The 26,262-nt window shown below is 71.4% G+C and carries 23 protein-coding genes and 1 tRNA gene; 14 read left to right on the top strand and 10 right to left on the bottom strand.

Annotation, left to right across the window (positions count from 1 at the left end; genetic code table 11):
• Positions 1–229: 229 nt before the first annotated feature.
• Together ACIBHX_RS40810 and ACIBHX_RS40815 are read left to right on the top strand one after the other, a co-directional pair.
• The gene (locus ACIBHX_RS40810) at positions 230–1,516 is read left to right on the top strand and encodes an ABC transporter ATP-binding protein (RefSeq protein ID WP_397072890.1); all 1,287 of its coding nucleotides are present in this window, start codon (positions 230–232) and stop codon (positions 1,514–1,516) included.
• 212 nt (positions 1,517–1,728) lie between these two features.
• Positions 1,729–2,352: an FMN-dependent NADH-azoreductase gene (locus ACIBHX_RS40815; RefSeq protein WP_397072892.1), complete on the top strand. Its 624-nt coding sequence runs from the start codon at positions 1,729–1,731 to the stop codon at positions 2,350–2,352.
• On the opposite strand, the gene ACIBHX_RS40820 is transcribed toward ACIBHX_RS40815, so the two are convergent.
• The 5 genes from ACIBHX_RS40820 to ACIBHX_RS40840 form a co-directional block, all read right to left on the bottom strand.
• Positions 2,349–3,539 carry a hypothetical protein gene (locus ACIBHX_RS40820; RefSeq protein ID WP_397072894.1) on the bottom strand — a complete coding sequence of 397 codons (1,191 nt, stop codon included), beginning with the start codon at positions 3,537–3,539 and terminating at the stop codon, positions 2,349–2,351. The genes ACIBHX_RS40815 and ACIBHX_RS40820 overlap by 4 nt on opposite strands.
• Before the next feature lie 110 nt (positions 3,540–3,649).
• The gene (locus tag ACIBHX_RS40825; RefSeq protein ID WP_397072896.1) at positions 3,650–4,804 is read right to left on the bottom strand and encodes an acyl-CoA dehydrogenase family protein; all 1,155 of its coding nucleotides are present in this window, start codon (positions 4,802–4,804) and stop codon (positions 3,650–3,652) included.
• Positions 4,805–4,808: 4 nt separating this feature from the next.
• A complete protein-coding gene (locus ACIBHX_RS40830) occupies positions 4,809–5,324 on the bottom strand; it encodes a MaoC family dehydratase (protein ID WP_397072898.1) in 516 nt (171 codons plus the stop codon).
• Between the two features lie 98 nt (positions 5,325–5,422).
• Positions 5,423–6,037 carry an ACT domain-containing protein gene (locus ACIBHX_RS40835; protein WP_397072900.1) on the bottom strand — a complete coding sequence of 205 codons (615 nt, stop codon included), beginning with the start codon at positions 6,035–6,037 and terminating at the stop codon, positions 5,423–5,425.
• A gap of 164 nt (positions 6,038–6,201) precedes the next feature.
• On the bottom strand, positions 6,202–7,116 hold the full coding sequence (locus ACIBHX_RS40840) for an ROK family protein (protein WP_397072902.1): 915 nt from the start codon (positions 7,114–7,116) through the stop codon (positions 6,202–6,204).
• Between the two features lie 53 nt (positions 7,117–7,169).
• Here ACIBHX_RS40840 and ACIBHX_RS40845 point away from each other — a divergent pair, with 53 nt between their 5' ends.
• From ACIBHX_RS40845 to ACIBHX_RS40870, 6 genes are read left to right on the top strand one after another with little or no spacing between them, the layout of a single operon-like run.
• Positions 7,170–8,363: an ABC transporter substrate-binding protein gene (locus tag ACIBHX_RS40845; protein ID WP_397072904.1), complete on the top strand. Its 1,194-nt coding sequence runs from the start codon at positions 7,170–7,172 to the stop codon at positions 8,361–8,363.
• Positions 8,356–9,249, top strand: a complete 894-nt coding sequence (locus tag ACIBHX_RS40850) for a carbohydrate ABC transporter permease (protein WP_397072906.1) — start codon at positions 8,356–8,358, stop codon at positions 9,247–9,249. Before ACIBHX_RS40845 ends, ACIBHX_RS40850 begins: the two co-directional genes overlap by 8 nt.
• Entirely contained in the window at positions 9,246–10,046 is an 801-nt protein-coding gene (locus tag ACIBHX_RS40855; RefSeq protein ID WP_397072908.1) for a carbohydrate ABC transporter permease, read from the top strand. Before ACIBHX_RS40850 ends, ACIBHX_RS40855 begins: the two co-directional genes overlap by 4 nt.
• A complete protein-coding gene (locus ACIBHX_RS40860; RefSeq protein WP_397072910.1) occupies positions 10,046–11,098 on the top strand; it encodes an SIS domain-containing protein in 1,053 nt (350 codons plus the stop codon). Before ACIBHX_RS40855 ends, ACIBHX_RS40860 begins: the two co-directional genes overlap by 1 nt.
• 4 nt (positions 11,099–11,102) lie before the next feature.
• Positions 11,103–13,091, top strand: a complete 1,989-nt coding sequence (locus ACIBHX_RS40865) for a cellulase family glycosylhydrolase (protein ID WP_397072911.1) — start codon at positions 11,103–11,105, stop codon at positions 13,089–13,091.
• Entirely contained in the window at positions 13,088–13,861 is a 774-nt protein-coding gene (locus tag ACIBHX_RS40870) for a GntR family transcriptional regulator (RefSeq protein WP_397072913.1), read from the top strand. Before ACIBHX_RS40865 ends, ACIBHX_RS40870 begins: the two co-directional genes overlap by 4 nt.
• Here ACIBHX_RS40870 and ACIBHX_RS40875 read toward each other — a convergent pair.
• Complete coding sequence (locus ACIBHX_RS40875) at positions 13,854–15,353, bottom strand: hypothetical protein (protein ID WP_397072915.1); 1,500 nt, start codon at positions 15,351–15,353, stop codon at positions 13,854–13,856. The two genes, ACIBHX_RS40870 and ACIBHX_RS40875, sit on opposite strands and share 8 nt — an antisense overlap.
• Before the next feature lie 82 nt (positions 15,354–15,435).
• Here ACIBHX_RS40875 and ACIBHX_RS40880 point away from each other — a divergent pair, with 82 nt between their 5' ends.
• The 3 genes from ACIBHX_RS40880 to ACIBHX_RS40890 are packed head-to-tail and all read left to right on the top strand — an operon-like array spanning position 15,436 to position 20,559.
• On the top strand, positions 15,436–18,534 hold the full coding sequence (locus ACIBHX_RS40880) for a BTAD domain-containing putative transcriptional regulator (RefSeq protein ID WP_397072917.1): 3,099 nt from the start codon (positions 15,436–15,438) through the stop codon (positions 18,532–18,534).
• 38 nt (positions 18,535–18,572) lie between these two features.
• Complete coding sequence (locus ACIBHX_RS40885; protein WP_397072919.1) at positions 18,573–19,736, top strand: FAD-dependent monooxygenase; 1,164 nt, start codon at positions 18,573–18,575, stop codon at positions 19,734–19,736.
• Between the two features lie 34 nt (positions 19,737–19,770).
• On the top strand, positions 19,771–20,559 hold the full coding sequence (locus ACIBHX_RS40890) for an SAM-dependent methyltransferase (RefSeq protein ID WP_397072920.1): 789 nt from the start codon (positions 19,771–19,773) through the stop codon (positions 20,557–20,559).
• A 3-nt stretch (positions 20,560–20,562) separates the two neighbouring features.
• Here the strand turns inward: ACIBHX_RS40890 and ACIBHX_RS40895 are convergent, their stop codons facing one another.
• A complete protein-coding gene (locus ACIBHX_RS40895) occupies positions 20,563–20,958 on the bottom strand; it encodes a VOC family protein (protein WP_397072922.1) in 396 nt (131 codons plus the stop codon).
• Between the two features lie 108 nt (positions 20,959–21,066).
• Positions 21,067–22,293, bottom strand: coding sequence for a right-handed parallel beta-helix repeat-containing protein (locus ACIBHX_RS40900; protein WP_397072924.1), 1,227 nt, complete (start codon positions 22,291–22,293; stop codon positions 21,067–21,069).
• A 125-nt stretch (positions 22,294–22,418) separates the two neighbouring features.
• On the opposite strand from ACIBHX_RS40900, the gene ACIBHX_RS40905 reads away from it, so the two are divergent.
• The 3 genes from ACIBHX_RS40905 to ACIBHX_RS40915 all read left to right on the top strand — a co-directional run bounded on the left by ACIBHX_RS40905 (position 22,419) and on the right by ACIBHX_RS40915 (position 25,087).
• Positions 22,419–22,850: a MarR family winged helix-turn-helix transcriptional regulator gene (locus tag ACIBHX_RS40905; protein ID WP_397072926.1), complete on the top strand. Its 432-nt coding sequence runs from the start codon at positions 22,419–22,421 to the stop codon at positions 22,848–22,850.
• A 198-nt stretch (positions 22,851–23,048) separates the two neighbouring features.
• The gene (locus ACIBHX_RS40910) at positions 23,049–24,260 is read left to right on the top strand and encodes a sensor histidine kinase (RefSeq protein ID WP_397072928.1); all 1,212 of its coding nucleotides are present in this window, start codon (positions 23,049–23,051) and stop codon (positions 24,258–24,260) included.
• Between the two features lie 14 nt (positions 24,261–24,274).
• Positions 24,275–25,087 carry an SAM-dependent methyltransferase gene (locus tag ACIBHX_RS40915; RefSeq protein WP_397072930.1) on the top strand — a complete coding sequence of 271 codons (813 nt, stop codon included), beginning with the start codon at positions 24,275–24,277 and terminating at the stop codon, positions 25,085–25,087.
• A gap of 15 nt (positions 25,088–25,102) precedes the next feature.
• Here ACIBHX_RS40915 and ACIBHX_RS40920 read toward each other — a convergent pair whose 3' ends face one another.
• Together ACIBHX_RS40920 and ACIBHX_RS40925 are read right to left on the bottom strand one after the other, a co-directional pair.
• Positions 25,103–25,705 (bottom strand): GNAT family N-acetyltransferase, encoded by a 603-nt coding sequence (locus ACIBHX_RS40920; protein WP_397072932.1) that lies wholly within the window; start codon positions 25,703–25,705, stop codon positions 25,103–25,105.
• A 159-nt stretch (positions 25,706–25,864) separates the two neighbouring features.
• Positions 25,865–25,935: transfer RNA gene (locus ACIBHX_RS40925), tRNA-Ala, on the bottom strand.
• Between the last annotated feature and the right edge of the window lie 327 nt (positions 25,936–26,262).

Here is a 26,262-nt window from a genome sequence, read left to right on the forward strand (position 1 = left end):
TTTCCGCAAATTTCTGCAAGAGATTACAGCATCGCCATATCTCCGGCCAATCGGATGTAACCGCTGGTGAGCGGACGGTGCGCCTCCGTACGGCCTGTCCGAAACTCAGTCCGAAAACGGCCCGAAGCAGATTCTTTATGTCAAGGGTGGACATGCGGCGTTAAGGCGCGATGTACTACCCCTTCAATCAGCCCCCGTCACTGGTGACACGCGTGCAAGGTGTGGGCCCATGAGCTCGGTCGTTCTGGACAAAGTGACCAAGGTGTACCCGGGCGACTACCTCGCGGTCGACCAGCTGAGCCTCAAGGCGGGGGACGGCGAGTTCCTGGTACTGCTCGGGCCCTCCGGTTGCGGCAAGTCCACGCTGCTGCGGATGATCGCCGGACTGGAGGAGATCACCGAAGGCGACCTGTGGCTGGACGGCCAGCTCGCCAACCACCTGGCTCCCCGCGACCGCGACGTGGCCATGGTGTTCCAGAACGGCGCCCTCTACCCGCACAGGACGGTCCGAGGGAACATCGCCTTTCCCCTGGAGATCGCCAAGTCGGACCCGGCGATGGTGCGCGAGCGGGTGACCGAGCTGTCCAAGGCGCTACACATCGACGAGACGCTCGAGCGCCGGCCGGGAACGCTGTCCGGCGGGCAGCGGCAGCGGGTGGCGATGGGCCGGGCGATCGTCCGGCAGCCCAAGCTGTTCCTGATGGACGAGCCGCTGTCGAACCTGGACGCCGGCATGCGGACCGAGTTACGGATGGAGATCTCCGCCCTGGTCAGGTCGCTCGGCGTCACCACGATCTACGTCACTCACGACCAGGTCGAGGCGCTGACCCTGGCGGACCGCATCGCCATCCTCAACCGCGGCGTGCTGCAGGACGTCGGCACGCCTGCGCAGATCTACAACGACCCCGCCACGGCCTTCGTCGCCGCCTTCCTCAACTCGCAGCAGCTGAACCTGCTGGCGGCCACGGTTCGCACGCCGCAGAACCAGTACGTGCTGCTCGACTTCGGGCCGCACCGGCTGACGATCCCGTGGAGCGATCCGCGCGCCTACGCCATCTCGCAGCACACGGGCGGGCAGGTGCTGGTCGGGATCAGGCCCGACGGCCTGGTCCCGGTGCCGGAGAACTTCGAGGGGCCCTCCTTCTTCGGGCGGGTGCGCACGCTGGAGTACCACGGGCACGAGTGGCTCGCCTACGTCGAGTGCGGCGTGCCCTCGGCGCCGGTGCCCGAGCCACCGGACCGGCGCGCCCCGGCCAACGGGCACAGCAACGGCTCCGGCGGACTGGGCGGCCTGGTGCGCCGGCTGTTCCCCGGCCGCGAGGAGCAGCAGCACCAGGACCAGGAGCACGTCGGGCCGCACGCGGGCAGCGGCATCCACCGCCGCTCGGACATCATCGTCCGCCTCGGTGGCCGCCCGGCCTGGCGCCCCAACGACGCGGCCCGCGTCGGGGTGGACATCTCCCGCATCATGATCTTCACCGAGTCGGGCGCCCGCATCGACCCCCCGCGCCGGTAGTTCCCTTCTCTGTTTCTGTACGGCGAGCCGCCCCACCGCCAGTCGCCGCACTTCGACTGAGGACCTCCAGGGATACGCCCGCTGACCGGGTGACAGCAGGCCGCCGTCACAACTCCGCCCTCCCTTGCGTATCCGCTCTTGACCAACCGGACCGTGGTCCGTATCGTTGCATGCGCATCGATAAACGGACCACAGTCCGGAAGGAAAAGGCTATGAGTAAGTTGCTGCATGTTTCAGCGTCGCCGCGGGGTGAGGAGTCGATCTCGAGCGCCATCGCCGAGGTCTTCGTCGAGGAGTACCGCCTCACGCACCCGGATGACGTGGTGGACCGCTTCGACCTGTGGGACGGGTCGCTGCCTGAGTTCGGGCCCGACGCGGCGCGGGCGAAGATGACGGTCTTCGGCGGCGGCACGCCCGAGGGTGCGCAGAAGACGGCCTGGGACGCGGCCATCGCCACGTTCGAGCGCTTCGACGCCTACGACCGGTACATGTTCAGCGTGCCGATGTGGAACGCCGGCGTGCCGTACAAGCTCAAGCAGCTCATCGACGTGATCAGCCAGCCGGCCAGGATCTTCGACGTGCACCCGGAGACGGGCTACCGCGCCCTGCTGACGGGCAAGCGCGCGGCCGTCGTCTACACCAGCGCGGTGTGGGGTCCCGGCCTCGGCCCGGAGTTCGGCACCGACTTCCAGTCGACGTTCTTCGGCGACTGGCTCCGCTGGGCCGGCATCGCGGACGTCCAGGAGATCCGCCACCACCCCACCCTCACCGGCGACTACGACGAGGCCCGCAAGCAGGCCGACGCCTCCGCCCGCCACATCGCCCGCACTTTCTAGGGCGACCAGCGGGGGCCGTCGGGGGTGTCCTCGACGGTGATGCCACCCGCGAGCATGGCGGTGCGGAGGGTGTCGGCGAGGTCGTAGGCGCCGTCGCGGCGCAGCCGGTCGCGCAGCGCGAGGAGGGGCTCCACCAGCGCGCGGACGCGTTTGGTCGAGGCGAGTTCGCCGAGCTCGCCGATGAGCAGGCGCAGGAGCTCGCGGGCCTCGTCCACGCCGCCGGCGTCCTCCTCCGTGTCGGCGGCCCAGGCGACGAGCGCCGCCTCCAGGTCGAGCACCGCCCGGGCGGCCGCGACCGGGTCGGCCCCCTCCGCGGCCTGACGGAAGTGCTTCTCGCACGAGCCGCACACCTCCGCCAACGTCTCCTGCGGGGCCGGAGCAGGGGCTTGGCCCCGCGGCGGGGCGGGCCGGGCCGTGGCGGAGCCCCGGGTCAGGCGGCGGACCTCGTCGAGCGAGGTGGTCGTCCCGGCGGGCAGGACGACCTGCGAGCCGCGCACCCGCACCGTGAGCCCGCCCCGCCCGGCCACCTCCACCTGCTCGGTCCGCAGGTCCACCAGAACCGCCGTGTGCTCGTCGACGCCCAGGACGGCGGTGCCCTCGGGCAGCTCCCGCTCCATCCTGGCCAGCCGGCGCTCCCCCAGGTAGCAATACCGGGTGTCGTGGGTGCCGCCCTCGGCGTTGTCGTAGTGCGGGATCAGCACCGCCCGCAGGTCCAGTTCGGCCAGCAGGTCGAGCCCAGGACGCCAGTGCGGCTCGGCGCCCACCTTGTAGATCTCGTACACGGGCACCGTGGCCGCGCCCGCCGTACACGCCGCGGCGGAGGCCAGCACGGTCACCCCGCGCCCGGCCCGCACGCGGGCCCGCAGATCACCCGCCACCGGCGTGGCCAGCCACCGCTCGAGCGCGTAGGTCGGGCTGCCCGGCCCGGAGAACACCCAGTCGGCGCCCGCCACCTCGTCCCCGACCTCCACCGTCAGCCCGACGCTCCGCGCGAAATAGGCCCGCGCCCTGGCCGAGATGTCGGCCGCGTTCTCCTGGAAGGCGTACGGCGTGTCCAGCAGCACCGCGCGCGGCCCAGGACGCAGGCAGCGCACCGCCCGGCGGTGGATCTCCACCATCGTCGGGCTGGTCTCCCCCGACCCCATCAGCACCAACAGCCCCGGTTGCCCCTGCATCACGGACGCCACGCTTTCGACTACAGCGACACGAGCCGAACTCTTCAAGAGGTCGCGCCTTGATGCGACCAGAAAGCTGCTGCGAAGATCTGGCACCAAGCAGCGGTCAGGGATGCCCGCGCTCACCAGCCGATGTGCCCCTTGCCCGACACCAGGGACTTGGCGATGACCAGACGCTGCACGTCGTTGGTGCCCTCGCCGATGGCCATCAGCGGCGCGTCGCGGTAGAGCCGCTCGACCACGAACTCCTGCGAGTACCCGTACCCGCCGTGGATGCGCATGGCCTCCAGCGACGCCTTGAGCGCGACCTCGGAGGCGAAGTACTTGGCCATACCCGCCTCCATGTCCACCCGCTTGCCCCCATCGGCCTGCGACGCCGCCCAGTAGGTGAGCAGCCTGGCGGCCTGGATCTCGGTCGCCAGGTCGGCGATCTTGAGCTGGATGGCCTGGAAATCGGCGATCGGCTGCCCGAAGGCCGTCCGCTCCCGCGCGTAGGACAGCGCGGCGTCGTAGGCGGCCTGCGCCACCCCGACCGCCCGGGCGGCGATGTTGATCCGCCCGATCTCCAGCCCGCCGAGCACCTGCTGCATGCCGCGCCCCTCGACGCCGCCGAGCAGGTTGGCCGCGGGCACGCGCACGTCGTCCAGCACGACCTCGCACGTCTCCGTGCCCTTGTAGCCGAGCTTGGGCAGGTCGCGGCTGACGCTGAAGCCGTCGTCGATCAGCAGCACCGACATGCCCTTGTGCGCGGGCTCGGTGATCGAGGTCTTGACCAGCACCGGCAGCGGCGAAGCGTGCCTGGCGTTGGTGATCCACGTCTTGGTGCCGTTGACCACGTAGTGATCGCCGTCCCGTACGGCGCGCGTCTGGATCCCCTGCAGGTCCGTGCCCGCGCCCGGCTCGGTCAACGCCAGCCCGGTACGGCGGGCGCCGGTCGCCAGGTCGGGCAGGTAGCGCCGCTTCTGCTCCTCGGTGCCGTGGCGGGCGATCATCCAGGTGGACAGCGAGTGCGAGCCGATCGTGCCCGCCACGCCCATCCAGCCCCTGGCGATCTCCTCGAAGACGAGCGCGAAGGACACCATGTCCGCGCCCAGTCCGCCGTACTCCTCGGGCACAGTGAGCCCGAACAGGCCCATCTCCTTCATCTTGGCCACGATCTCCGTGGGATACCGGCCGGAGTGCTCCCACTCGGTGGCCACGGGGACGATCTCCTTGTCGACGAAGGCGCGCAGCGTCTCGCGGAAGGCCTTCTGTTCCTCGTTCAGCTCGAAATCCATGGCTCTACTCCAGGGGTCCGGTCTTGGCGCGCGGGAAGTAGCCCTTGTCGTGCGGCGCGTCTCGCTTGTAGACCATGACGGTCCGCGTCCACGACATGAGCTCGTCGCCCTCCTGGTTGAGCCCGCGGGTGCGGCAGGTGACGATGCCCGCGTACGGCCGCGACTTCGACTCCCGCTTGGCCACCACGATGGACTCCGCGTACAGCGTGTCGCCGACGAAGACCGGATGGGTGAGCCTGATCTCGTCCCAGCCCAGGTTCATCATCGCCGTCTGGCTCACGTCCATGACCGACAGCCCGAGGACGATCGCCACCGACAGGCCGGAGTTCACGATGATCTTCCCGACCGGGGCTTTGGCGGCGAAGTGGGCGTTGAAGTGGTTCTGGTTGGTGTTCATGGTCAGCAACGTGAACCAGGTGTTGTCGGCCTCGCTGATCGTGCGGCCGAGCGGGTGCTGGTAGACGTCGCCGACCACGAAGTCCTCGTAGTAGCGGCCGATATGGGCTTCGTGCAGCGTCACGGGCGGCTCCTCGCGCTCCAGGTTCCAGAATATTGTTTCAGTCCGGATCCGGTGCGGCAACGAAGCGCGCCCGTCACGCCGTTACGGCGGGCCAGCCGTCAGGACGGCGGGGCGAGTGAGGGCGCCAGGGCCGCGACGATGCCGACGATGCGCGAGGCGCGGTCGAGCTCGGCGCGGTGGAAGCCCGGCCCCTCCGAGCGGGCGATCACCAGGTGCAGGCCCTCGCGCTCCACGGGCAGCAGCATCAGGCGCAGGTCGTCCGACGTGCGGATGGTGGGCCGCGTCGGCGGGTCCGGCAGGTCGAAGACGGCGGGAGCCGACAGGCTGGCGTGGCGCACCGCGTCGCCGGCCAGGGCGAGCGACCACTCCGCCCCGCACAGCCCCGGCAGAGCGTCCACCAGCGTGGCGAACCCGCGGCCCGGCTCGGCCACGACGTGCATGAGCAGGTCGTAGTCCGGCGCCGACCCCGGCACCTCCTTGGTCGGCCAGACCCCCTCCACGCGCACGCCGGGCACGGCCGACAAGCGGTCGCGCACCTCGGCGGACGTGGTGTTGCCCGGCCAGGACACGGTGAAGTCGTCGACGGCCCGGCCCGCCTCGCGTTCGAGCACGGTCACCTGCAGGATGTCCGCGCCCAGCGCGCCCAGCGCCCGCGCCACCTGGCCCAGCCCACCCGGCCGGTCCGGCAGCGATACCCTCAGTCGTAGCAGCATGCGTGCCTCCTTCCAGGTGGTCCACAGTGCCCCGGCAACGTTTCGGGATTGTTCCACGCACATTTCCGGTATTTCCCAGGATGCGACCCCCCTTACGGATTGTCGATAACCGGGGTTGTGTGCGCTCCGGAGATCTTCTGGCGTTCCCCGCATGACATCGCGGATCACCGGCGTGTTCCGCTGAGCGCGACCAGCGGCACGGCGCCGAGCAACCCGCCGTCGCCGCCCAGCGCGGCCGCCACGATCCGGGTGCCGCGGGCGGCCGCGCCGTACGCGTGGCGTCGCACGGCCCGGCGGGCGGGCTCGAGGAGGCGTTCGCCCTGCGCGTCGGCGACGCCGCCGCCCACCACGACCAGCCCGGGGTCGTAGGCGTTGACCAGGCCGACCATGCCGGCGGCGAAGGCGGCCCTGGCCCACTCCATGATCGCGGCGGCGGAGGCGTCGCCTTCGAGTTCCCGCGCGGCCACCGTGGGCGCGGGCACGCCACCGGCGGCGATCCCCGAGCCCGAGGCCAGGGCCTCCAGGCAGCCGCGGTTCCCGCACCCGCAGCGCGGCCCGCCGGGGTCGACGGGGAAGTGGCCGATCTCGCCCGCGTACCCGTGGGCGCCGGTGAGCAGCCGCCCGCCGTACACGATCGACGCGCCGATGCCGGTCGAGACGGTCACGTAGGCGAAGTCGGCGACTCCGCGCGCGGCGCCGAACGTCGCCTCGCCGAGCGCCGCCACGTTGGTGTCGCGTTCGATGACGACCGGCGGTCCCAGCGCGCCGAGCGGTTCCGCGAGCGGCACCTCGGGCAGGTTGGCCGACACCTCGATCGCCCCCGCGGCCCGGTCGAGCGGTCCCGGCGCGGAGACCCCGATGGCCAGCAGCCCGGGCCGCAGCGCCGCCCTGGCTTCGGAGACGACCTCCTCCACCAGCTTGGCCGCGTCCTGAGGGGTGGGGATCTCGCGCCGGTGGTGGATGGTTCCCGCGCCGTCGACGACGGCGGTCCGCACGCGGGTGCCGCCGACGTCGATCGCGAGGACCAGTCCGTCGAGCGGCGGGGCGGGAAGGGACAGGGGCTTGACGTAGCGACGCACGGCGCCAATGCTATGAAGCTCATAAGCTTCTAATCAATACCCCAGGAGATCCCATGCACCGCAGTATCGGTGCGCTGGTTCTGCTGCCCTGCCTGGCCGCCTGCGGGACGGCTGCGACACAGAAGGGCCCCACGACCATCACGGTCTGGGACTACTACGGCAGCGCCACGCCCATCAAGCCGGTCGTCGGGGAGTTCGAGCGCACCCACCCGGGCATCAAGGTCGACTACCAGGCCTACGACTACGAGACCATGCGCCAGAAGTACGCCACCGCGGTCTCCGGCGGCACCGCGCCCGACGTGGCGACGCTGGACATGACGTGGATCCCGGCGTACGCGGCGAAGAAGACGCTGGCGCCGCTGCCGGACAAGCCGCTGGACACCCTGTACGGCAAGGGCGCGCTGGAGGCGATGAGCTTCGACGGCCACTTCGTGACCGCGTTGTACGACTTCGACGCCTACGCCCTCTACTACCGCAAGGATCTGATCAAGGATCCGCCGAAGACCTGGAACGATCTCATCGCCACGGCCGCCCATCTCAAGCAGGGCAGGTTCCAGGTACTCCCGGACACCTTCCACTTCACCCAGTTCCTCTTCCAGGCGGGGGGCGACCTCGTCCAGGGCGGCAAGGCGGTCTTCCAGGGCCCGCAGGGCGTCAGGGCGCTCACCCAGCTGCACGACCTGCTCAAACGGGGCGGCGTCTACTGGGGCGACGACCAGGGCGACTCCAGCGGCATCGCGGGCGTGAAGGACGGCAGGATCGCCATGTTCCTCAACGGCCCGTACATGATGGGCGTGCTGAAGGACGGCGCCCCCGACCAGAAGGGCAAATGGGCCGTCGCGCCCGCCCCGATCGACGTCCAGCCCGGCTCCTACCTCGGCGGCACCGGCCTGAGCATCCCCGTCACCTCCGAGCACAGGGACGCCGCCTGGCAGTTCATCCAGTTCCTGCTCCAGCCGCGGCAGCAGGTCAAGGTCTTCACAGAGGCGGGCGCCGCGCCCGCGACCGAGGCGGCGCTCAAGGACCCGGCCCTGACCAGTCCTGACCCGTACTTCGGCGGCCAGCAGACCTTCCCCGTCTTCCAGCAGGCCCTGGCCACCGCCCGCCACTACCCCTACGTCAAGCAGTGGACGGACATCGACCGGGCCGTCCAGGACGCGGTCACCACGGCGCTGCTCGACAAGAAGTCCCCGCAGCAGGCGCTGTCGGACGCGGCGAAGGAGGTCGACGATCTACTCGTTGACTGAGCCGGCCGTCCGCCCCGCGCGCAAGCACCGCACGACGCGCAGGAGACGGCCCGACCTGATGCCCTACCTGCTGATCGCGCCCGCCCTGCTGGCCGCGGCCGCCTTCCTGTACCTGCCGATGATCGTGTCCGCGTACTGGAGCATGACGGACTACACCGGCGTCACCGCGCCCGCCTTCACCGGGCTGAGCAACTACGCCGAGCTGTTCGGCTCGGCCAGGTTCCGCCAGGCGCTGGTCAACACGGCGGTCTTCACGGTCGCCGGCATGGGCGTCGGCCCCGCGCTCGGCCTGAGTGCCGCCCTCCTGCTCAACCAGCGGGTCAAGGGGGTCGGCTTCTTCAGGACCGTCTACTTCCTGCCGGTGACCACCTCCCTGGTCGTCACCGCCACGGTCTGGAAGATGATCCTCAACGAGGACGGCATCCTCAACACCGCCCTCGGCCTGTTCGGCGTGCCAGGCCACGCCTGGCTGGCGGATCCGTCGACCAGCCTGCTCGGCGTCGCCGCGGCCAGCATCTGGCAGGGCTTCGGCTTCGAGACGGTCGTCTTCCTGGCCGCTCTGCAGTCCATCCCGCGCGACCTGTACGGCGCGGCCGCGGTGGACGGCGCCGGCGCGCTTCGCCGCTTCTGGCACGTCACGCTGCCCGGCCTGCGGCCCACCCTGCTGTTCGTGTACGTGGTCGGCGTCATCGGCAGCTTCCAGGCCTTCGACCAGATGTTCGTGATGACCCACGGCGGTCCCGCGGGCTCGACCACCACGCTGGTGTACTACCTGGTCGACCGCTTCAAGGACCTGGAGCTGGGCAAGGCCTCGGCGGTGGCGTACGTGCTGTTCCTCATCCTGGCCGTGCTGTCGTACCTGCAGCTCAGAGGGGAGCGCCGGTGAAGCGCGCGCTCGTGTACGCCACGCTGGTGATCACCGCGGTGGCGATGGCCTGGCCGTTCCTGTGGATGGTCCGCACCTCGCTGCGCACCCCCGCCGACGTGTGGACGCCGGGCTGGCTCCCGCAGACCTTCGACGCCTACGGGCGGGTGTTCACCGCGCTGCCGTTCGGCCGGTTCCTGCTCAACAGCTCGATCGTGACGGCCGCCGTGGTGCTGCTGAACGTCGTGTTCGACACGGCCGCCGCCTACGCCTTCGCCAAGCTCCGCTTCCGCGGCAGGACCCCGCTGTTCTGGCTGCTGCTGATCACGCTGATGGTCCCGTTCCAGGTGAACCTGGTGCCGCTGTACCGGCTGATGGTGGAGCTGCACGCCACCGACACCTACTTCGGGCTGATCGGGCCGAGCGCCGTGCAGGTGTTCGGGGTGTTCCTGATGCGCCAGTACCTGCAGTCCATCCCGGACGCCGTGCTGGAGTCGGCCCGCCTCGACGGGGCCCGTGAGCTGCAGATCCTCCGCAGGATCGTCTTTCCCGTGGCCAGGCCCGCGATGGCGGCGCTGGCCATCTTCACCTTCCTCGGCGCGTGGAACGACTTCCTGTGGCCGCTGATCGTGACCGACTCGGAGCAGATGCGCACGCTGCCCGTCGGGCTCGCGCTGCTGGCCAGGAAGAACAGCGTGAGCTGGACGGACAGCATGGCCGGGGCCGTGATCACGATCCTGCCCATGGTGGCGTTCTTCGCGGTGCTGCAGCGCCGCTTCGTCGAGGGTCTTACCGCAGGCGCAGTAAAGGACGGCTGATGCACGACATCTTCCTCAACGAGATCCTCGGCCAACCGGCCGCGATCGAGCGCTCGGCGCGGGCGCTGGAGTCCCAGCGCCCGCAGCTGGTACGGCTGGCCGCACTGGCCTCCGGGGCGCGCCACGTGCTGCTGACGGGCATGGGCGCCTCCTACGACGCGTGCCTGGCGGCGGCCAGCGTGCTCGGCTCGGCCGGGGTCCTGGCCACCACGGTCAACACGGCCGAGCTGGTCCACTTCCGGCGCCCCGCGCTGTCGGAGGACACGCTGGTGGTGGCGATCAGCCAGTCGGGCCGGAGCGCCGAGCTGGTCCGCCTGACCAGGTCGGGCATCCGTGCCCGCCTGGTCACCATCACCAACGGCGTGGACAACCCGCTGGCGGCCGCGGCCGACGTCGCCCTGGACACCGCGGCGGGGCCGGAGCTCGGCCCGTCCACGATGACGTTCGCCGCGACCTTCCCCACGCTGAGCGCGGTGGCGAAGGTGATCGCGGGAGCGGAGAGCGGCGCGGCCGTGGGGATCATCGCCGGCGAGGTGGCCGCGGCCCGGGCTGCGGCGGCCGCGGCGACGCGGCTCCTGGCCGACCCCGGTGGCCTGGCCGAGGTCGTGGCCGGGTGGGCGGGTGACCGTACCGGGGCGGTGCTGGTGGGACGTGGCACGGCCAGGGCGGCGGCCGATCTGGGGGCGCTGGTGCTGAAGGAGGCCGCGGGGTTCGCCGCGGAGTGCCTGGACGCGGCGGAGTTCCGGCACGGGCCGCTGGAGCTGGCCGGTCCCGGATTGGCGGTGGCCGTGGTGGCCACCGAGCCGGAGACGTTCGCGCTGGACGTGGCGCTGGCCCGGGAGGTGGCCTCGCACGGCGCCGCCGTACTGCTGCTGGCGGGCGAACCCGTGGAGGCCGGGGTCACCGTGGTGCCGGTCGGCAGGGCCGACAGGCTGCTGATGCCGGGGGTGGCGGCGATCCCGTTCCAGGTGCTGGCCTGGCGGCTGGCGGTCGCGCAGGGCCGCGATCCCGGCCGGTTCACGGTGGGCAACAAGATCACGACAAGGGAGTAGAGGGTTGCGTTACCTGCAGATCGACGGGCGTCCTGTCATTCCGGTGGGCACCCACGTGGTGCCGCCGGAGGGGCCTGACTGGCCGTGGCGGACCACGGCGAAGGCGTTCGACGAGGCGTTCGCCCGGATGGCCGCGCTGGGACTGAACCTCGCCAGGATCGACCTGATCTGGGCGGCCGTCGAGCCCTCCCCCGGCGTCTACGACGAGGAGCACCTGAGGGTCCTCGACGAGATCCTGGAGTCCGCCGGGCGCCACGGCGTGTACCTGCATCCGACGCTGTTCGTCGGCGGCGAGGTGGGTGACGCGTTCTGGGACGTGCCCTGGCGCGCGGGCCGCAACCCGCACGCCGACGCAGACCTGCGCGCGACGCAGGTGGAGCACGCCAAGCGGTTCGCCGAGCGGTGGGCGGGCGAGCCGGCGATCATCGCGTGGGACCTGACCGACGAGCCGCCGTTCTGGGCCGTCGAGGGCACCACCGACGACGACGCGAGAGCCTGGACGGCGGGCCTGGTCGAGGCGCTGCGCCCGGCGGGGCACCCGATCACGGTCGGCACCGCCTCGCAGGAGGTGGACCACGGGCCGTTCCGCGCGGACGTGGTCGCGCCGCTGCTCGACTTCGCCTGCGTCCACCCGTATCCGATCTACTCGCCGGAGCTGTACCCGGACGGGCTGCTCGACGCCCGGATGACCCACGCCGGCGCGTTCGAGGTGGCGCTGGCGGCGGGGGCGGGCAGGCCGGTGATGCTGCACGAGTTCGGCGCCTCGTCCACGCAGTTCGACCCGGCCCGCATCGCGGCCTACGACCGGCTGCTGTGCTGGTCGGCGCTCGGGCGCGGGGCGATCGGGTTCGTGTCGTGGTGCTGGAGCGACTGCGAGCCGGCCGCCTACCGCCGCGTGCCGTACTCGCGGATGCCGCACGAGACCCAGTTCGGCATGGTCACCGCCGGCGGCGAGCTGCGGCCCCGCGGGCAGGTGCTGGCCGACCTGGCCGCCACGCTGAAGGAGCTCGACCTGGTACGGCACGCCGCCCACGGCCCGGCGCCGCGGGCGGCGATCGTGGTCCCGCACGAGTACGTCCACCCCTACGACCCCGCCTCCTACGGCCTGGAGGCCCCGCACGGCCCCTACGTGCCCGCCGAGCTGACCTGGCGCCCGGACCCGAGCGTGAAACCCCTGGTCCGAGCCTGGCTCAACGCCTTCGTGCTGGCCGCGGGGGCGGGCATGGCCGTCTCCTTCCCCAGGGAGCGCCTGGACGAGGTGTGGCCGTCCGAACGCCTGGTCATGCTGCCCGCGCCGCTCGCCTCGACCACCACGTCGCTGTGGCACGTGCGCGCCTCCTACTGGGACGGTGCCCCCGAGTACCTGGCCGGGGGCGGCACGATCTACGCCTCCCTGTCGGCCGACGTCGCCATCCCCGACCTCGACAAGCTGACGGGATGCGCGATCGCCGACCGCGCCCCCGCGGCCGACACGATCACCCTTCGCTTCCTGGAGCCCTGGGGGCCGTTGCGGCCGGGCGCCGTCCTCACCCTCCCCGCCGTGGACGACGATCCGACGCTGCGGGGTGTACGGCTGACCGTGACGGGCTCCTCGGCGAAGGTCATCGCGGTGGACGCGGAGGGGGCACCCGCCCTGGTGGCCGCCGGACACTTCGTGATCTGCGGCTATCCCGTCGAGCTCCTGCTGGCCAGGATCCCCGACGCGCACCGCCGCCACCCCGAGTGGAAGGCGCTCTATCAGGGCCTGGCCGATCTGGCCGACGCCCGCGAGGACGCCTGGGCCGAAGGCGTCACCAGCGGCGCGCTGCACGGTCCCGAGGGCGGCGTGCTCGCCCTCACCAACCACTCCCCCGATCCCGTCGAGGCCACCCTCCACCTGCCCGAGGCGGCGAAAGCCGTACACCTCCTCGAACCCCACGGCAGGCAGCCGATCGGCGAGGCGCGCGTCCGAGTGGCGGGGCACGGCGCCGCTCTGGTTGTGTGGGACACGTGAGCGTCTTCAGCGGCGGCCCCATCAGGCTCGAACAGGGCCCGATCCCCCTGCACTACCAGGTGTACCAGCACATTCGCGACGCGCTCGACCGCGGGGCGCTCCGCCCTGGCGACCGGCTGCCCGGTGAGCGGGAGCTGTGCGACTTCTACAGCTGCAGCCTGATCACCGTGCGGCGGGCGCTGGACGAGCTCACCCGCGACCGCCGCCTGGTGCGCATGCGCGGCCGCGGCACCTACGTCACCGAGGCGCCCGTCGAGCGGAACCTGCAGCTGCTCGGCTCGTTCACCCAGGAGATGCGCGCGGCCGGGCTGGAGCCCTCCTCCCGGCTGCTGGCCGCCCGCGAAGAACCCGCCTCGGGCGTGGTGGCCGCCGCGCTGCGGCTGGAGCCCGACGCGGCCACGATCTACCTGGAGCGGCTGCGGCTGGCCGACGGCGAGCCGCTGGTGCTCGAGGAGGTGCACCTGCCCGCCGCCCGCTTCCCCGGGCTGCTGGAGGAGGACCTGGAGGGCGGCTCGCTGTACGGGCTGCTGGCCGACCGCTACGACACGCGGCTGGACCACGCCGAGGAGACCATCGAGCCGGTGGCGCTCGGCACCCGCGAGGCCGAGCTGCTCGACCAGCGCCGTGGCAGGCCCGCACTGCTGATCGAGCTGCTCGCCTTCGACCAGCAGAGCAGGCCCGTCGAGCACTGCCGGAGCGTGGTGCGCGGCGACCGGGCCCGTTACCGGGTCGCCGCGCAGGGTTCACGCGCGATCCTCGACCTCAGGTGAGCCGGTCGGTTACTCCTCGGATGGCCGCCTGAAGCGCGGAGTCACCCGGCACCTCCTGGACGAAGTACCACCAGAAGCAGCCGCCCACGCTGCGCGCGTAGCCGAGGGCCGCGGCGTAGTACTGGGCGGCGACCGCGCGCCTGCCGGCCAGAGTGTCGCTCTGGTTGAACGCCCAGAACGCCTTGGTGGTGTCGGACGACCAGTAGTCGAGCTCCCCGACCGCGATCTTCTGCGCGGGGAACTCGGCCTGCAGGGCCCGCATGACCTGGTCGAAGGCCAGCCCCATGGGCGCGTCCTCCACGTAGGTGGACAGGGTCACCACGTCCAGGTTCTGCCGGGTGGCGGCGGGCAGGTTGGCCCGCGCCCAGTTGAACGTCGACCAGGTCGCCGCGTCCGTGCCCAGCTGCCAGTACAGCGTGAGCACCACCTGGGCGGAGCCCTTCGACCGGATGTAGGCGGCCGCGTCGGCGATCTTGTTCTTGATCCGGTCGTTGGCCGGCACCAGCGTGCCGTTGCAGGTGCCCGAGCTGTCGGTGTAGCCGTCCACCCAGCAGCCGTTGACCTCGTTGGCCACCTCCCACGCCTCGACGCCTGGGTAGGCGTCCACGTAGGCCTTGATCCGCGCCAGGTACTGGGCCCGCGTGTAGCCCGAGGCGAACGTCGAGTCGATCGGCTGCCCGAGGACCTTCAGCCCGGCCGCGTGCGCGGCGTTCACCGCGGCCCGGTAGTGCTCGACATCGCCGTGGTCCGCGCCCGGGTCGAACACGATCCGCACCCACCCGAACGGGCTGGTCAGGGTGCTGGCCAGCGACGCCCAGCCGGGGTAGGCGGTCACGTTGTCGACGGTCAGCCCCATCCACGGGCCCGTGCCGTGCGCCTTGGCGTAGGCCGGGCCGTACTCGCTGAGCAGCAGGTCGTAGGCCGTGTGCACGGCGCTGAGCGCCCGCTGGCCGTACTTGCCCCTGTCGGCGTCGGTGGTGGCGGCGTCCGCCGAGCTCAGGTTGCTCGCCGCGCCGGCGTAGGCGTTGTCGAAGGCGGCCGAGTGCACGTAGTCGGTCCGTACGGCGAGCGCCGCGTCGAGCCGCCGCTTGGCGTCCCTGGCGGCCTCGTGGTTGAACACGATCGTCCCGCCCGAGGTGAAGCCGCCGCCGCCGTGGTCGACGATGACGGTGGAGTAGCCGCGCGTGGTCGGCCAGTTCACCGCGAAGGCCACCGCCTGTCCCGGGATGTCGAAGCGCCACCGGGCCGGCGATCCGCTCTTGTACAGCGGGTACTCCTTGACGTCCTGCAGCGTGGCCGGGTCGAGCAGTGCGTCGCTGTCGCTGCCGCCGGTGCCGTGCATCACGGTCTTCACCTGGGTGGCGGTCAGCTCGGTGCCGTTTCCGGCGCTGTCGTAGAACTTCAGCACCACCGTGCCGCTCGCGGCGTATGCCGGTGCTGCGGCCACCAGGGAGGCGGCCATGAGGACGAGAGCGAGTAAGACGCGTCTCATGCGATCATCTCCATTCGATCGCATCGAAGATTATAAGTTTATGAGAAGGATGCCTAGCCCCGAATGCGGCAGAATCGGCGCCGTGCGATTCGGCGTCCTAGGTCCCCTCGAGGTGCGCTCGCCCGACGGCGAGCCCGTCCCCCTCGGCGGGCCGCGGCCGCGCGCCGTCCTGGCCATGCTGCTGCTCGAGGCCGGGCGGATGGTGTCCGTCGAGCGGCTCATCGACGGCCAGTACGGCGAGCAACCCCCGGCCGGGGCCGCCAACGCCGTGCAGGCGCAGATCTCCCGGGTGCGCCGCAACCTCCCCGCGGACCTGGTCGAGTTCCACGGGACCGGCTACCGGCTGGCGGTCGACCCGGAGGACGTGGACGTGCACCGGTTCGAGCGGCTGGCCCGCGAGGGACGTCGGCTGCTGGCCGCCGGGCAGCCCGCCGCGGCGGCGGCCGCGCTGCGCGAGGGACTGGAGCTGTGGCGCGGTCCCGCGCTGGCCGACGTGGCCGACGCGCCGTTCGCCGCCACCCAGGTGACCAGGCTGGAGGAGCTGCGGCTCGACGCCACCGAGGACCTCCTCGAGGCCGAGCTGGCCCTGCCGGACGGCAACCCGATCGCCGGGCTCCAGCGCCTGGTCGCCGACCACCCGCTGCGGGAGCGCCCGCGCGGGCTGCTCATGCGCGCCCTGCACGCGGCCGGCCGTTCCTCGCAGGCGCTGGCCGCCTACGAGGAGGGGCGCAACCTGCTGGCCGAGGAGCTGGGCGCCGACCCGTCGCCGGAGCTGCGCGCCGTCCACCTGGCGATACTCCGCGGTGACCAGCAGCGCGAGCAGGCCGCCCGCCCCGGGCTGCCCACCCAGCTCACCAGCTTCGTCGGCAGGGAGCTCGAGCTGGCCCGCCTCGCCGAACTCGGCCCCGCGCGGCTCATCACGATCACCGGGCCAGGCGGCACCGGCAAGACCCGTCTGGCATTGGAGTACGCCGCCGCGCGCCCCGGCGAGGCCTGCTTCGTCGACCTGTCCCTCGTGGACGACCCCGGGCAGGTGGCGCCGGCCGTGCTCGGCGCGCTCGGCCTGCGCGAGAGCGGACTCGGCCCGCCCGCGCCCGGCGGCCCCGGCGCCGCCGAGCGGCTGGTGGCGGCGTTGGCCGGGCAGGAGCTGCTGCTCGTGCTCGACAACTGCGAGCACGTCGTCGACGCCGCCGCCACGCTGGCCCGGCGGCTGCTCGCGGCCTGTCCGGGCCTGACCGTGCTGGCCACCAGCAGGGAGCCGCTCGGCCTCACCGGCGAGCACCTGCTCCCGCTGCAGCCGCTGCCCCTGCCCGCCGAGCCTCCCGGCGAGGTGGACGCCGCGCTGGCGTACCCGGCCGTGCGGCTGTTCACGGATCGGGCCGCCGCCGTGCGGCCGGGATTCCGGGTCGAGACCGGCAACCTGGGCGCGGTGCTGCGGATCTGCACGGCGCTCGAGGGGCTGCCGCTGGCGATCGAGCTGGCCGCCGCGCGGGTGCGCATGTTCGCGGTCGAGGAGATCGCCGCGCGGCTGGCCGAGCACGGCCGCTTCCGGCTGCTGTCGCGCGGCGACCGCACGGCCGCCGCCCGGCACCGGACCCTGCACGCCGTGGTCGAGTGGAGCTGGGACCTGCTCAACGCCGACGAGCAGACCCTGGCCAGGCGCTTGTCGGTGTTCTCCGGCGGCGCGAGGCTGCCGGCGATCGAGCGGGTGTGCGGCGACGACGAGGCCGAACTCGTCGCCGACCTGGTCGACAAGTCGCTGGTCGAGACCGACGGCGAGCGCTACCAGATGCTCGACACGATCCGCCTGTTCTGCGCCGACCGGCTCGCCGAGTCCGGTGAGCGCGACCGGGTGCTCGCCGCCCACGCCGCCTACGTCCTCGACCTGGCCGAACGGGCCGAGCCGCACCTGTTCACCGCCGACCAGCTGGACTGGCTGGCCCTGCTCCGCGCCGATGAGGCCAACGTGCGGGCCGCGCTGCGCTGGAGCGCGGAGCACGACCACGAAACCGCGCTGCGGCTGATCACCGCGCTGGCGATGTACTGGTGGCTGAGCGGGCGCCGCGGCCAGGCGGTACGGCCGGCCGTACGACTGCTCGAGGAGCTGGGCGGGGCGGTGCCGGCGGGGATGGAGGAGGAGTACCTGGTCGCCGTGCTGCACGCCGTACCCGAGGCCGGGGCGGAGGATTGGGAGCGGGCGGTGGCCATCGCGCACGAGCGGGACGCGCCGCCGCGGCACCCGTTCACCGCGGCGCTGTGGGGGATGGTGGCCGGGCCACCCGAGGAGGGCACCGAGATGGTGGGGCTCGGCTCCGATCCGTGGAGCAGGGCCCTGGAGCGGCTGAGCGTCGGGCTGCTGCGGATGCTGGGCGGGGAGATCGCCGACGCCGAGTCCGAGCTGGCGGCGACGCTGGCGCAGTTCCGGGTCGTGGGCGAGCGGTGGGGCACCGCGCAGGCGCTCGACGCGCTGGGCTCGCTGGCCGGCTGGCGCGGCGAGTGGGATCGGTCGCGCGCGCTCTGGGACGAGGCACTCGACCTGCTGGAGCAGCTCGGCGCCGACGAGGAGATCGTCGACGTGCTGTGCCGCCAGACGGACGGCCTGTGGCGGGCCGGCTCCTCGCCGGCCGCGTCGGCGGCCGCCCAGCGCGCCCTGGAGCTGGCCCAGCGCACGGGCAGCGCGCACAGCGTCGCCATGGCGCAGCTCGCCCTCGCGGAGCTGGCCCGCGGGCAGGGAGACCACGCCCAGGCCGTCGAACGCTACGACGCCGTGCTGGCCATGCAGGCGGGCGGCTACGCCGGCGGCGGGCTCAGGGCGCAGTGCTTCACCGGCCTCGCCAGGGTGGCGCAAGCCCAGGCGGACCTGCGGGAGGCCGCGCTGCGGCACCAGCAGGCGCTGGAGACCGCGAGCGGGTCGCCGATCCCGTCGGACCTGGCCTACGTCGCCGAGGGAATGGCCGGGCTCGCGCTGCTGGAAGGCGCCGCGGAGCGCGCCGCCCTGCTGCTCGGCATCGGCGTCGCCCTGCGGGGCACCACCGTGGCCGGCGACCGTGACGTGGCCGCGGTGGCCAGGCAGGCCACCGCCGCGACCAGCGCCGCCACCTTCGCCACCGCCTACGCCAGGGGCTCGGCGATGAGCCGCCGGCAGGCTCTGACAGCGCTCGGGGCGACTGTCAGCCGGTAGTCGACGGGCTGTCAGCGAGGGCGGCGACCCTTCAGGACATGAAGAACACCAACGTCCTCATCTCCGGCGCCAGCATCGGCGGCCCCGCCCTCGCCTACTGGCTGGCCCGCTTCGGCTTCAACGTCACCGTGGTCGAGAAGACCTCGTTCCTGCGCCCCGGCGGGCAGAACGTCGACTTCAAGGGCGGCCCGCACTTCGAGGTCCTGACCAGGATGGGCGTCCTCGACGAGGTCAGGCGGCTGCAGACCGGCGGGGTCGACGTGGAGATCGTCGACGCCGACGGCCGCACGGTGACCGTCATGCCGGGCGAGTTCACCGGCGGCGAGCTGGAGATCCAGCGCGGCGACCTGGCCCGCATCCTGTACGACAGGACCAGGGACACCTGCGAGTACGTCTTCAGCGACTCCATCACCTCGCTCACCGAGACGGCCGGCGGCGTGCACGTCACCTTCGAGCGCGGCGGGCCGCGCACCTTCGACCTGGTCGTCGGCGCCGACGGCATCCACTCCAACGTGCGTCGGCTGGCCTTCGGCCCCGAGTCCGACTACGTCCGCTTCCTCGGCCACTACTACGCGCTGGTGGACATCTCCACCGGGAACTTCGGCCCGGCGGGCAAGATGTACAACGAGCCCGGCCGGATGGCCTCCGTCGGCGGCCTGAAGGCGCCCGGATTCTTCGTCTTCCGCTCCGAACAGCTCGACTACGACCGCTACGACATGGAGGAGCAGCGCCGGATCCTGCTGCGCGCCTACCAGGGCCTGAAGTGGCAGGGCCCGGCGGTCCTCGAGGCGATCGAGGAGTCCAAGGACGTCTACCTGGACACCATCAGCCAGGTAAGGCTCGACACCTACGGCAAGGGCCGGGTCGCGCTGCTCGGCGACGCCGCCTACGGCAACACGCTGGCCGGCTTCGGCACCGGGCTGGCCCTGGTCGGAGCGTACGTGCTGGCGGGAGAGCTGGCCCTGGCCGGCGGCGACCACCGGGTGGGCTTCCAGCGCTACCACGACGAGTTCAGCACCTACGCCAAGATCGCCAAAAGCGGCAACGCGGGCCCGTTCATGGCGCCCGCCACGCCCGCCAAGCTCTGGATGCGCAACCTGATGTTCAAGAAGGCCTTCATCTTCGGACTGATGATGAAGCTCACCGAGAAGTTCGCCACCAACATCACACTGAAGGACTACGAATCCCTCCTTTCACGCTAAAGTCGATCATCGCGATGATCGTGAAGGAGCCCCCATGGCCGACCCGACCGGGATCGACACCACCCGTCCCAGCATCGCCAGGGCCTACGACGTGGTCCTGCACGGCAAGGACAACTTCGAGGTCGACCGGGCCTTCGTCGCCGAGATCGTGAAGGTCGTCCCGGAGATCTACGACGTGGCCGCCTACAACAGGCAGATGCTCGGCAGGGGCGTGCGCCACCTGGTCGGCCAGGGCGTCACCCAGTTCCTCGACCTGGGCTCGGGCCTGCCCACGGTGGAGAACACCCACCAGGTGGCCCAGCGCGCCGACCCGCTGGCCAGGACCGTGTACGTCGACAACGACCCGATGGTGCTGGCGCACGGCCGGGCCCTGCTGGCCGACAACGACAGGACCGCGGTCCTGGCCTCCGACCTGCGCGACCCGGCCGCCATCCTGGCCGACCCCAGGCTCCAGCGCCTGATCGACCTGGACCAGCCTGTCGCCGTCATGCTGGTCGGCATCCTGCACCACCTGCACGACGACGAGGACCCGCGCGGCATCGTCAAGGCGTACATGGACGCCGTGCCGTCCGGCAGCCACCTGTTCATCACCCACTTCTGCGCCTCGAGCCAGGACGCCCGCGACGCCGAGCGCAAGTTCCTCGCCCTGCTCGGCACCGGCCGCTTCCGCACCCCCGAGGAGATCACCGCGTTCTTCGACGGGTTCGAGCTGCTGGAGCCGGGCGTGGTGCCGCTGCCGCTGTGGCGGCCCGACGGGCCGGTGCCGGGCACGCTCACAGTGGGGCAGCGCCTGATGTACGGCGGCATCGCCCGCAAGCCGTGACGGCTAGCCCTGCTCCTGCAGGATCCAGCCGTTGCCGTCCAGGTCGCTGAAGAAGACGAAGGAGTTCCACCGGTCACCCTTGCCCTCGGACAGGGTGCCGTCCTTCTCGTAGTGCTTGACCGTGCTGACCTCCACGCCGCGCTCGGCCAGCTCGGCCCTGGCGGCCTCGATGTCGTCCACCACGATCTGCACCCCCTGCACCGATCCTGGCCCCGCGCCGGTGGGGGCTCCGATGACGATGGAGCACGCCGACCCGGGCGGGGTCAGCTGCACGAACCGGTTGTCCTCGTTGACCTGCGTGTCATGGTCGACGGTCCAGCCGAGCTTGCCGGCGTAGAACGCCTTGGCCTTGTCCACGTCGGTGACGGGGATCGGGATGAGCTCGATCTTCCACTGCATGCCGCTGTCCTTTCTCTCTGAACAGGCGTCGATCGGCGGACACGGCATTCGACAACGGCGGGCATGGATCGTGCGCGGTTTCTTGACCTTGGCGGCGCCGGTGACGGGTCAGTGCTGGTAGGCGCCCGCGTCGGGTGCCGAGGGCAGCGGCTTGGCCAGGGACGCCTTGGCCCCGCCATACGACTCTGGAGAAAGGGAGACGCCGCGGCCGATCGCCGGCGAGCCGGGGCGCAGGTGCAGGTCGGAGGTGGAGACGAAGCGCGGGTCGGCCTTGACCGACTTGGGGCCGAGCTTGAACTTGAAGCTGCGGGCCTGGTAGACGCTGCCCGCCTCGTCGGCGCCCGTGCCGTCCTCGTAGCCGGCCTGGCCGCCGACCGCGATGACGTTGTTGCGCAGCTTGAGTATCGAAGGGCTGCACCCGTCGCCGCAGGACCAGCCGATCGTGTCGCGGGCCGGCAGATAGACCGAGTTCTGCACGGCGACGGTGCCCTTGACCGGGCCGACGATGTGGCCGGGACCGCGGGTGACCAGGAACGAGCCGCGCTTCCTGGTCGAGGTGACCACGTTGAAGGCGAACACGTTGCCGGTGGCCGTCCTGCCCTTCTGCGCGCCCAGCTCGGTGAACGTCTCGTTGTTCCTGGCGACGTTGCGCAGCACCAGGTTGCGGTCGCCGTTGTACACCTCGACCGCGGCGCCGTCGGTGACGTAGTCGTGGCTGGCGGCGTAGCTGCCGGTGATGGTGTTGCCGATGACCACGTTGTCGTCGCCGTTGAGCAGCACCCCGAACGCGCCGGAGTCGTTGTCGGGCGTGTCGTCGTTGACGCTCATCTTGTTGTTGCCGGTCAGCCTGCTGTCGCGGATCGTGTTGCGCCTCCCGGTCGGAGTGACCCAGACCCCGGCGACGTTCTTGTCGGCCTGGACGCCGCTCAGCACATTGCCGTCACCGGCCACCTCGAAGCCGGCCCAGCGGCAGCCGGTGGCGCGCAGCCCGCTGACCCGCCAGTGGGAGCCGTCGACCAGGACGCACTCCCCCGTGATCTTCGCCAGCGACCCGTTGCCGTAGGCCTGCGCCACGATCGGCCTGGACGCGGTGCCCTTGGCCGACAGCTTCAGCTGGCCGTCCCAGCTGCTGCCGCGCTTGAAGCTGATCGCGTCGCCGGGCTTCAGGTCGGCCGCGTTGACCTTGTCGAGCGTCTTCCACGGCGCCGTGGCGCTCGTGCCCGCCGCGCCGTCGTCACCCGCTCTCGAGTCGACGTAGTACGTGGTCCCGGCCCGCTGCTGCAGGGGTACGGCAGGCAGGAGGGCGGCCATGACGGCCACGGAGAGCAACCTCATGAGGGCACACCACTATCCCATTGGAACGAGAGAAACGGCAGGCGCCAACGGTAGCGTGATCACCGCTGGTAACGCCATATCTCCGTTCAGCCCTTGAATGATATTTGGGCGATACCATCAATCCCGTGAACCGGGTCCAGTCGACTTACTCCTTCCGCATGGGCGTGCTGGGCGCGATGGCCGAGGCGCGCTTCGCCGCCCGCATCGACGCGCTGGCGCTCAAACCCAAGCACGTCGGGCTGATGCTGGCGCTGGAGACCGGCGGGCCCGCCGTACAACTGGACATCGCCAGGCGGCTCGGGGTCGCGCCCAGCCTGGTCGTGTCGCTGGCCGACCACCTGGAGGCGCTGAGCGCGATCCAGCGCGTGCGCGACCAGGACGACCGGCGCAGGCAGCTGCTGTCGATCACCGGCGAGGGCAGGCGGCTGCTCGGCGAGTGCGCGAAACTGGCCGCCGAGCTGGACGAGGAGCTCACCGAAGGACTCGGCGAGGCCGAGCGGGAGGCGCTCGACGGGGCCCTGCGGACGCTCGCCGCGCGGGCCGGGCTGCCCACCTGAACAAAGGGCTCATTGAACAAACTTTCCCTCCACTCGACATTCGAGTGAGATACCGATTAGTAGCCTCGGGACGTGTCACGCATATGGGCGAGGTCCCTTCGTGGACGGGTCACGCTCATCGCGACCGCCGTAGCCGCGTCCGTCTTGATCCCCGTCGGGGTCGGCGGCGTCCTTGCAGCCCGGTCCATGGTGGCCGGCATGGTGTGGAAACAGACCAGGGACGCCGCTGCGTACGTCACCTCCGAGGTCAGGGACGGCGACCTTCACTCCGGCCCGATCCCGCTGTCAGACTCCAGCGTGGATCTGCTGCAGGTGGTCAGCCCGGGCGGCACGGTGGTCGCCACGAGCGAAGCGGCGCGGAGACTCCCGCCGCTCAGTGACGTATGGCCGAGTGCGGACGACCGGGTGGTCAGCACCACCAACTGCGTGCGTTCCCGGTGCTTCCACCTCACGGCCGTCCGCGTCTCCACCGCCCCCAACTCACCCGTCATCTACGCCGGCCGCGAGACGCCCGGCATCCTGTCCACGCGTGTCCTGGAAGCCATCGTCTTCACCCAGGTCGGGATCCTGACGGGCATCGCGGCGTGGGCCACCTGGCTGGTCACCGGCCGTGCGCTGCAGCCGGTCGCGGAGATGCGCACGGAGCTGGACGACGTCAACGCCAGCGACCTGAGCCGCCGCGTCACCGAGCCGCCGGGCGAGGACGAGGTGGCCCAGCTGGCCCGCTCCATCAACGGGACGCTGGCCCGCCTGGAACGCTCCGCCGAGCAGCAACGCCAGTTCGCCTCCGACGCCTCGCACGAGCTGCGCACCCCCATCGCCGGGCTGCGCGCCCAGCTCGAGAGCGCCCAGCTCTACCCCGAGGACACCGACATCACGATCCTGGTCGAGAGCGCGCTGCGCGATACCGACAGGCTCGAGGCGATCATCACCGACCTGCTGCTGCTGGCCCGCATCGGCTCGCGCGTGGACGTCGTCAAGGAGCGGGTCGACCTGGCGGGCCTGGTCCGCGAGGAGCTGTCCGGCCGCGACGACAAGCATCCCGTACGGGTGGCCGTGACCGACGGCGTCATCGTGGAGGGCGTCCGGCTCCAGCTGGCCCGCCTGCTCACCAACCTGCTCGACAACGCCGAGCGGCACGCCGAGTCGCAGGTGAGCGTCGAGGTCGCGCAGGTGGACGGCACCGCGATCCTGACCGTGGAGAACGACGGCTCGCAGATCGCCCCGAAGGACCGCGACCGGATCTTCGAGCGGTTCACCCGGCTGGACGCCGCCCGCAGCCGCGACGCCGGCGGCACCGGGCTGGGGCTGGCCATCGCCAGGGACGTGGCACTGGCCCACCGCGGCACGATCACGGCGGAGGAATCACGCCTCGGGCCCCGTTTCGTGCTGCGCCTGCCGGCCGTTTAGGCAATTATGTGAAGATGATCCCCCGCGGCGTGGACCCGCACATCCCCAACGCGGCCCGCATGTACGACTACTTCCTCGGCGGCAAGGACAACTTCCAGGCCGACAGGGAGCTGGCCGAGCTGGTGCTGAGCGTGCTGCCGGACGCCAAGGAGGGCACCAGGCAGAATCGCAAGCTGATCGGGCGGGTGGTCCGCTACCTGGTGGAAGCGGGCGTGAGGCAGTTCCTGGACCTGGGCTCCGGGCTGCCGGCGGCGGAGAACGTGCACGAGGTGGCGCAGCGGTACGCGCCGGACGCCCGAGTGGTGTACGTGGACGTCGACCCCGTCGTCTGCGCCCACGGCCGCGCCCTGCTGGCCGGGCCGGGCCAGGTGGCGATGGTGGAGGCGGACGCCAGGAGGCCCGCCGAGGTGCTCGGGCAGGCCGCCATGCGCGAACTGCTGGACTTCTCCCAGCCGGTGGCGGTGCTCATGATGTTCTTCCTGCACCTGGTGCCCGACGCGGACGAGCCGCAGAAGTTCGTCGCTGCCTACCGCGAGGCGCTGGCGCCGGGCAGCTATCTGGCGATCTCGCACGTGGGCTCCGACACGGCGCCGGAACGCACGACCCGCATCACCGACTTCTACCGCCAGGCCAACCAGCCCTTCTGCCCGCGTCCCCGTGCCGAGATCGAGGCCTTCTTCGGCGACTTCGAGCTCATCCCGCCGGGCCTGGCGACGGGACTCGGACCCGAGGTCGTCTGGCCCTTCGCCGACCGCGACGACATGCTCTTCCTCGACGAGGAGCTGGCCCGCATGGGCTACGCCGGCATCGCCCGCAAACCCGCCTGACGCCTCCCGTCGCTGTCAGCGGGGTGGGAGGCTGGGGTGAGGGGGCCAGGGGGTTTGGCTGTACATGGTGTTCGTGATGGCCCAGCGCTCGTGGTCGCGCCAGGCGCCGTCGATGAACAGCACCTCCGGCGACATCCCCTCGTAGCGGAATCCGAGACGCCTGACGAGCTTGATCGAGGCCTGGTTGTCCGGCTGGATCTGCGCCTCCAGCCGGTGCAGCCGCAGCTGCGAGAAGGCGTAACCGAGCACCAGCCCGACCCCCTCGGCCATGAACCCCTGCCCGGCCGACGGCGCGAAGGCCGCGTAGCCCAGGGACCCGTTCTGGTAGCGGCCGCGGATGATGCTGTTGATGTTGACCGATCCCGCGATGGCGCCCGTGTCGCGCCGGCATACCAGCAGGCCCTGGTTGGTCGTGTGGTCGAAGCGCCGCAGGTACGTCTGGAACGCCTCGGCCGTGCCGGCCATCGACATCCACGGATGGTGCAGCGCCGCGCTGGCGTGCACCAGCTCCACGAACTCGTCCTGGTCGGCGGGCCCGATCGCGCGCAGCGTGACCCGCGCCCCGTCACCCGTACCGGCCAGATAGGCCTCGATCTCCCGTGCCGTCTCAGAAGTCACAAAATGGCATGGAATCAGAGACGCGGGCGAGAGTCGAACTCGCACAGGCGTCCTCACCACTGGGCCAACGGGCACAGGCCGCGGTCGCGGGTAGGTGGTTACGGCGGTGCCGTGGTGACCATCCTTCGCCGGCCGTACACCAGTCAGCGACCGCGGCAGTGGATCGGCAGGGACTCGAACCCTGAACTCCTGCTTGCAAGGCAGACATGATTCCTTTTCACCATCGACCCAGGTGAATGCCCGTCGCGGATCCCGGCCGATCGGGTCCCACGGGCTCTGCCTCAGAGATCGGCAGCTTCCGAGGAGGCAATCGCGAGCAAAACAAAGCCGCCCGGAGCGGGTGCTCCGGGCGGCTTCTCGATGACGTCAGCGGGTCATACGGAAGCTCTCCGGAGCATGCGGCCGCACGCGCACTCGGCGCTCAGTGACAAGGCGTGGTTCGGCACGGTCGGCTCCTTTCCTGGGTTGCGTCCACGGGAGTGGTGTACGAGTTTGACCTGGTCACAAGCGTGGCGGCCGTGAAATGGAGACGGCCATCGCGTGATCCTTCGAGTGCG

It is taken from the genome of Nonomuraea sp. NPDC050536 (genome assembly GCF_044457685.1).
Taxonomy (GTDB): Bacteria; Actinomycetota; Actinomycetes; order Streptosporangiales; family Streptosporangiaceae; genus Nonomuraea.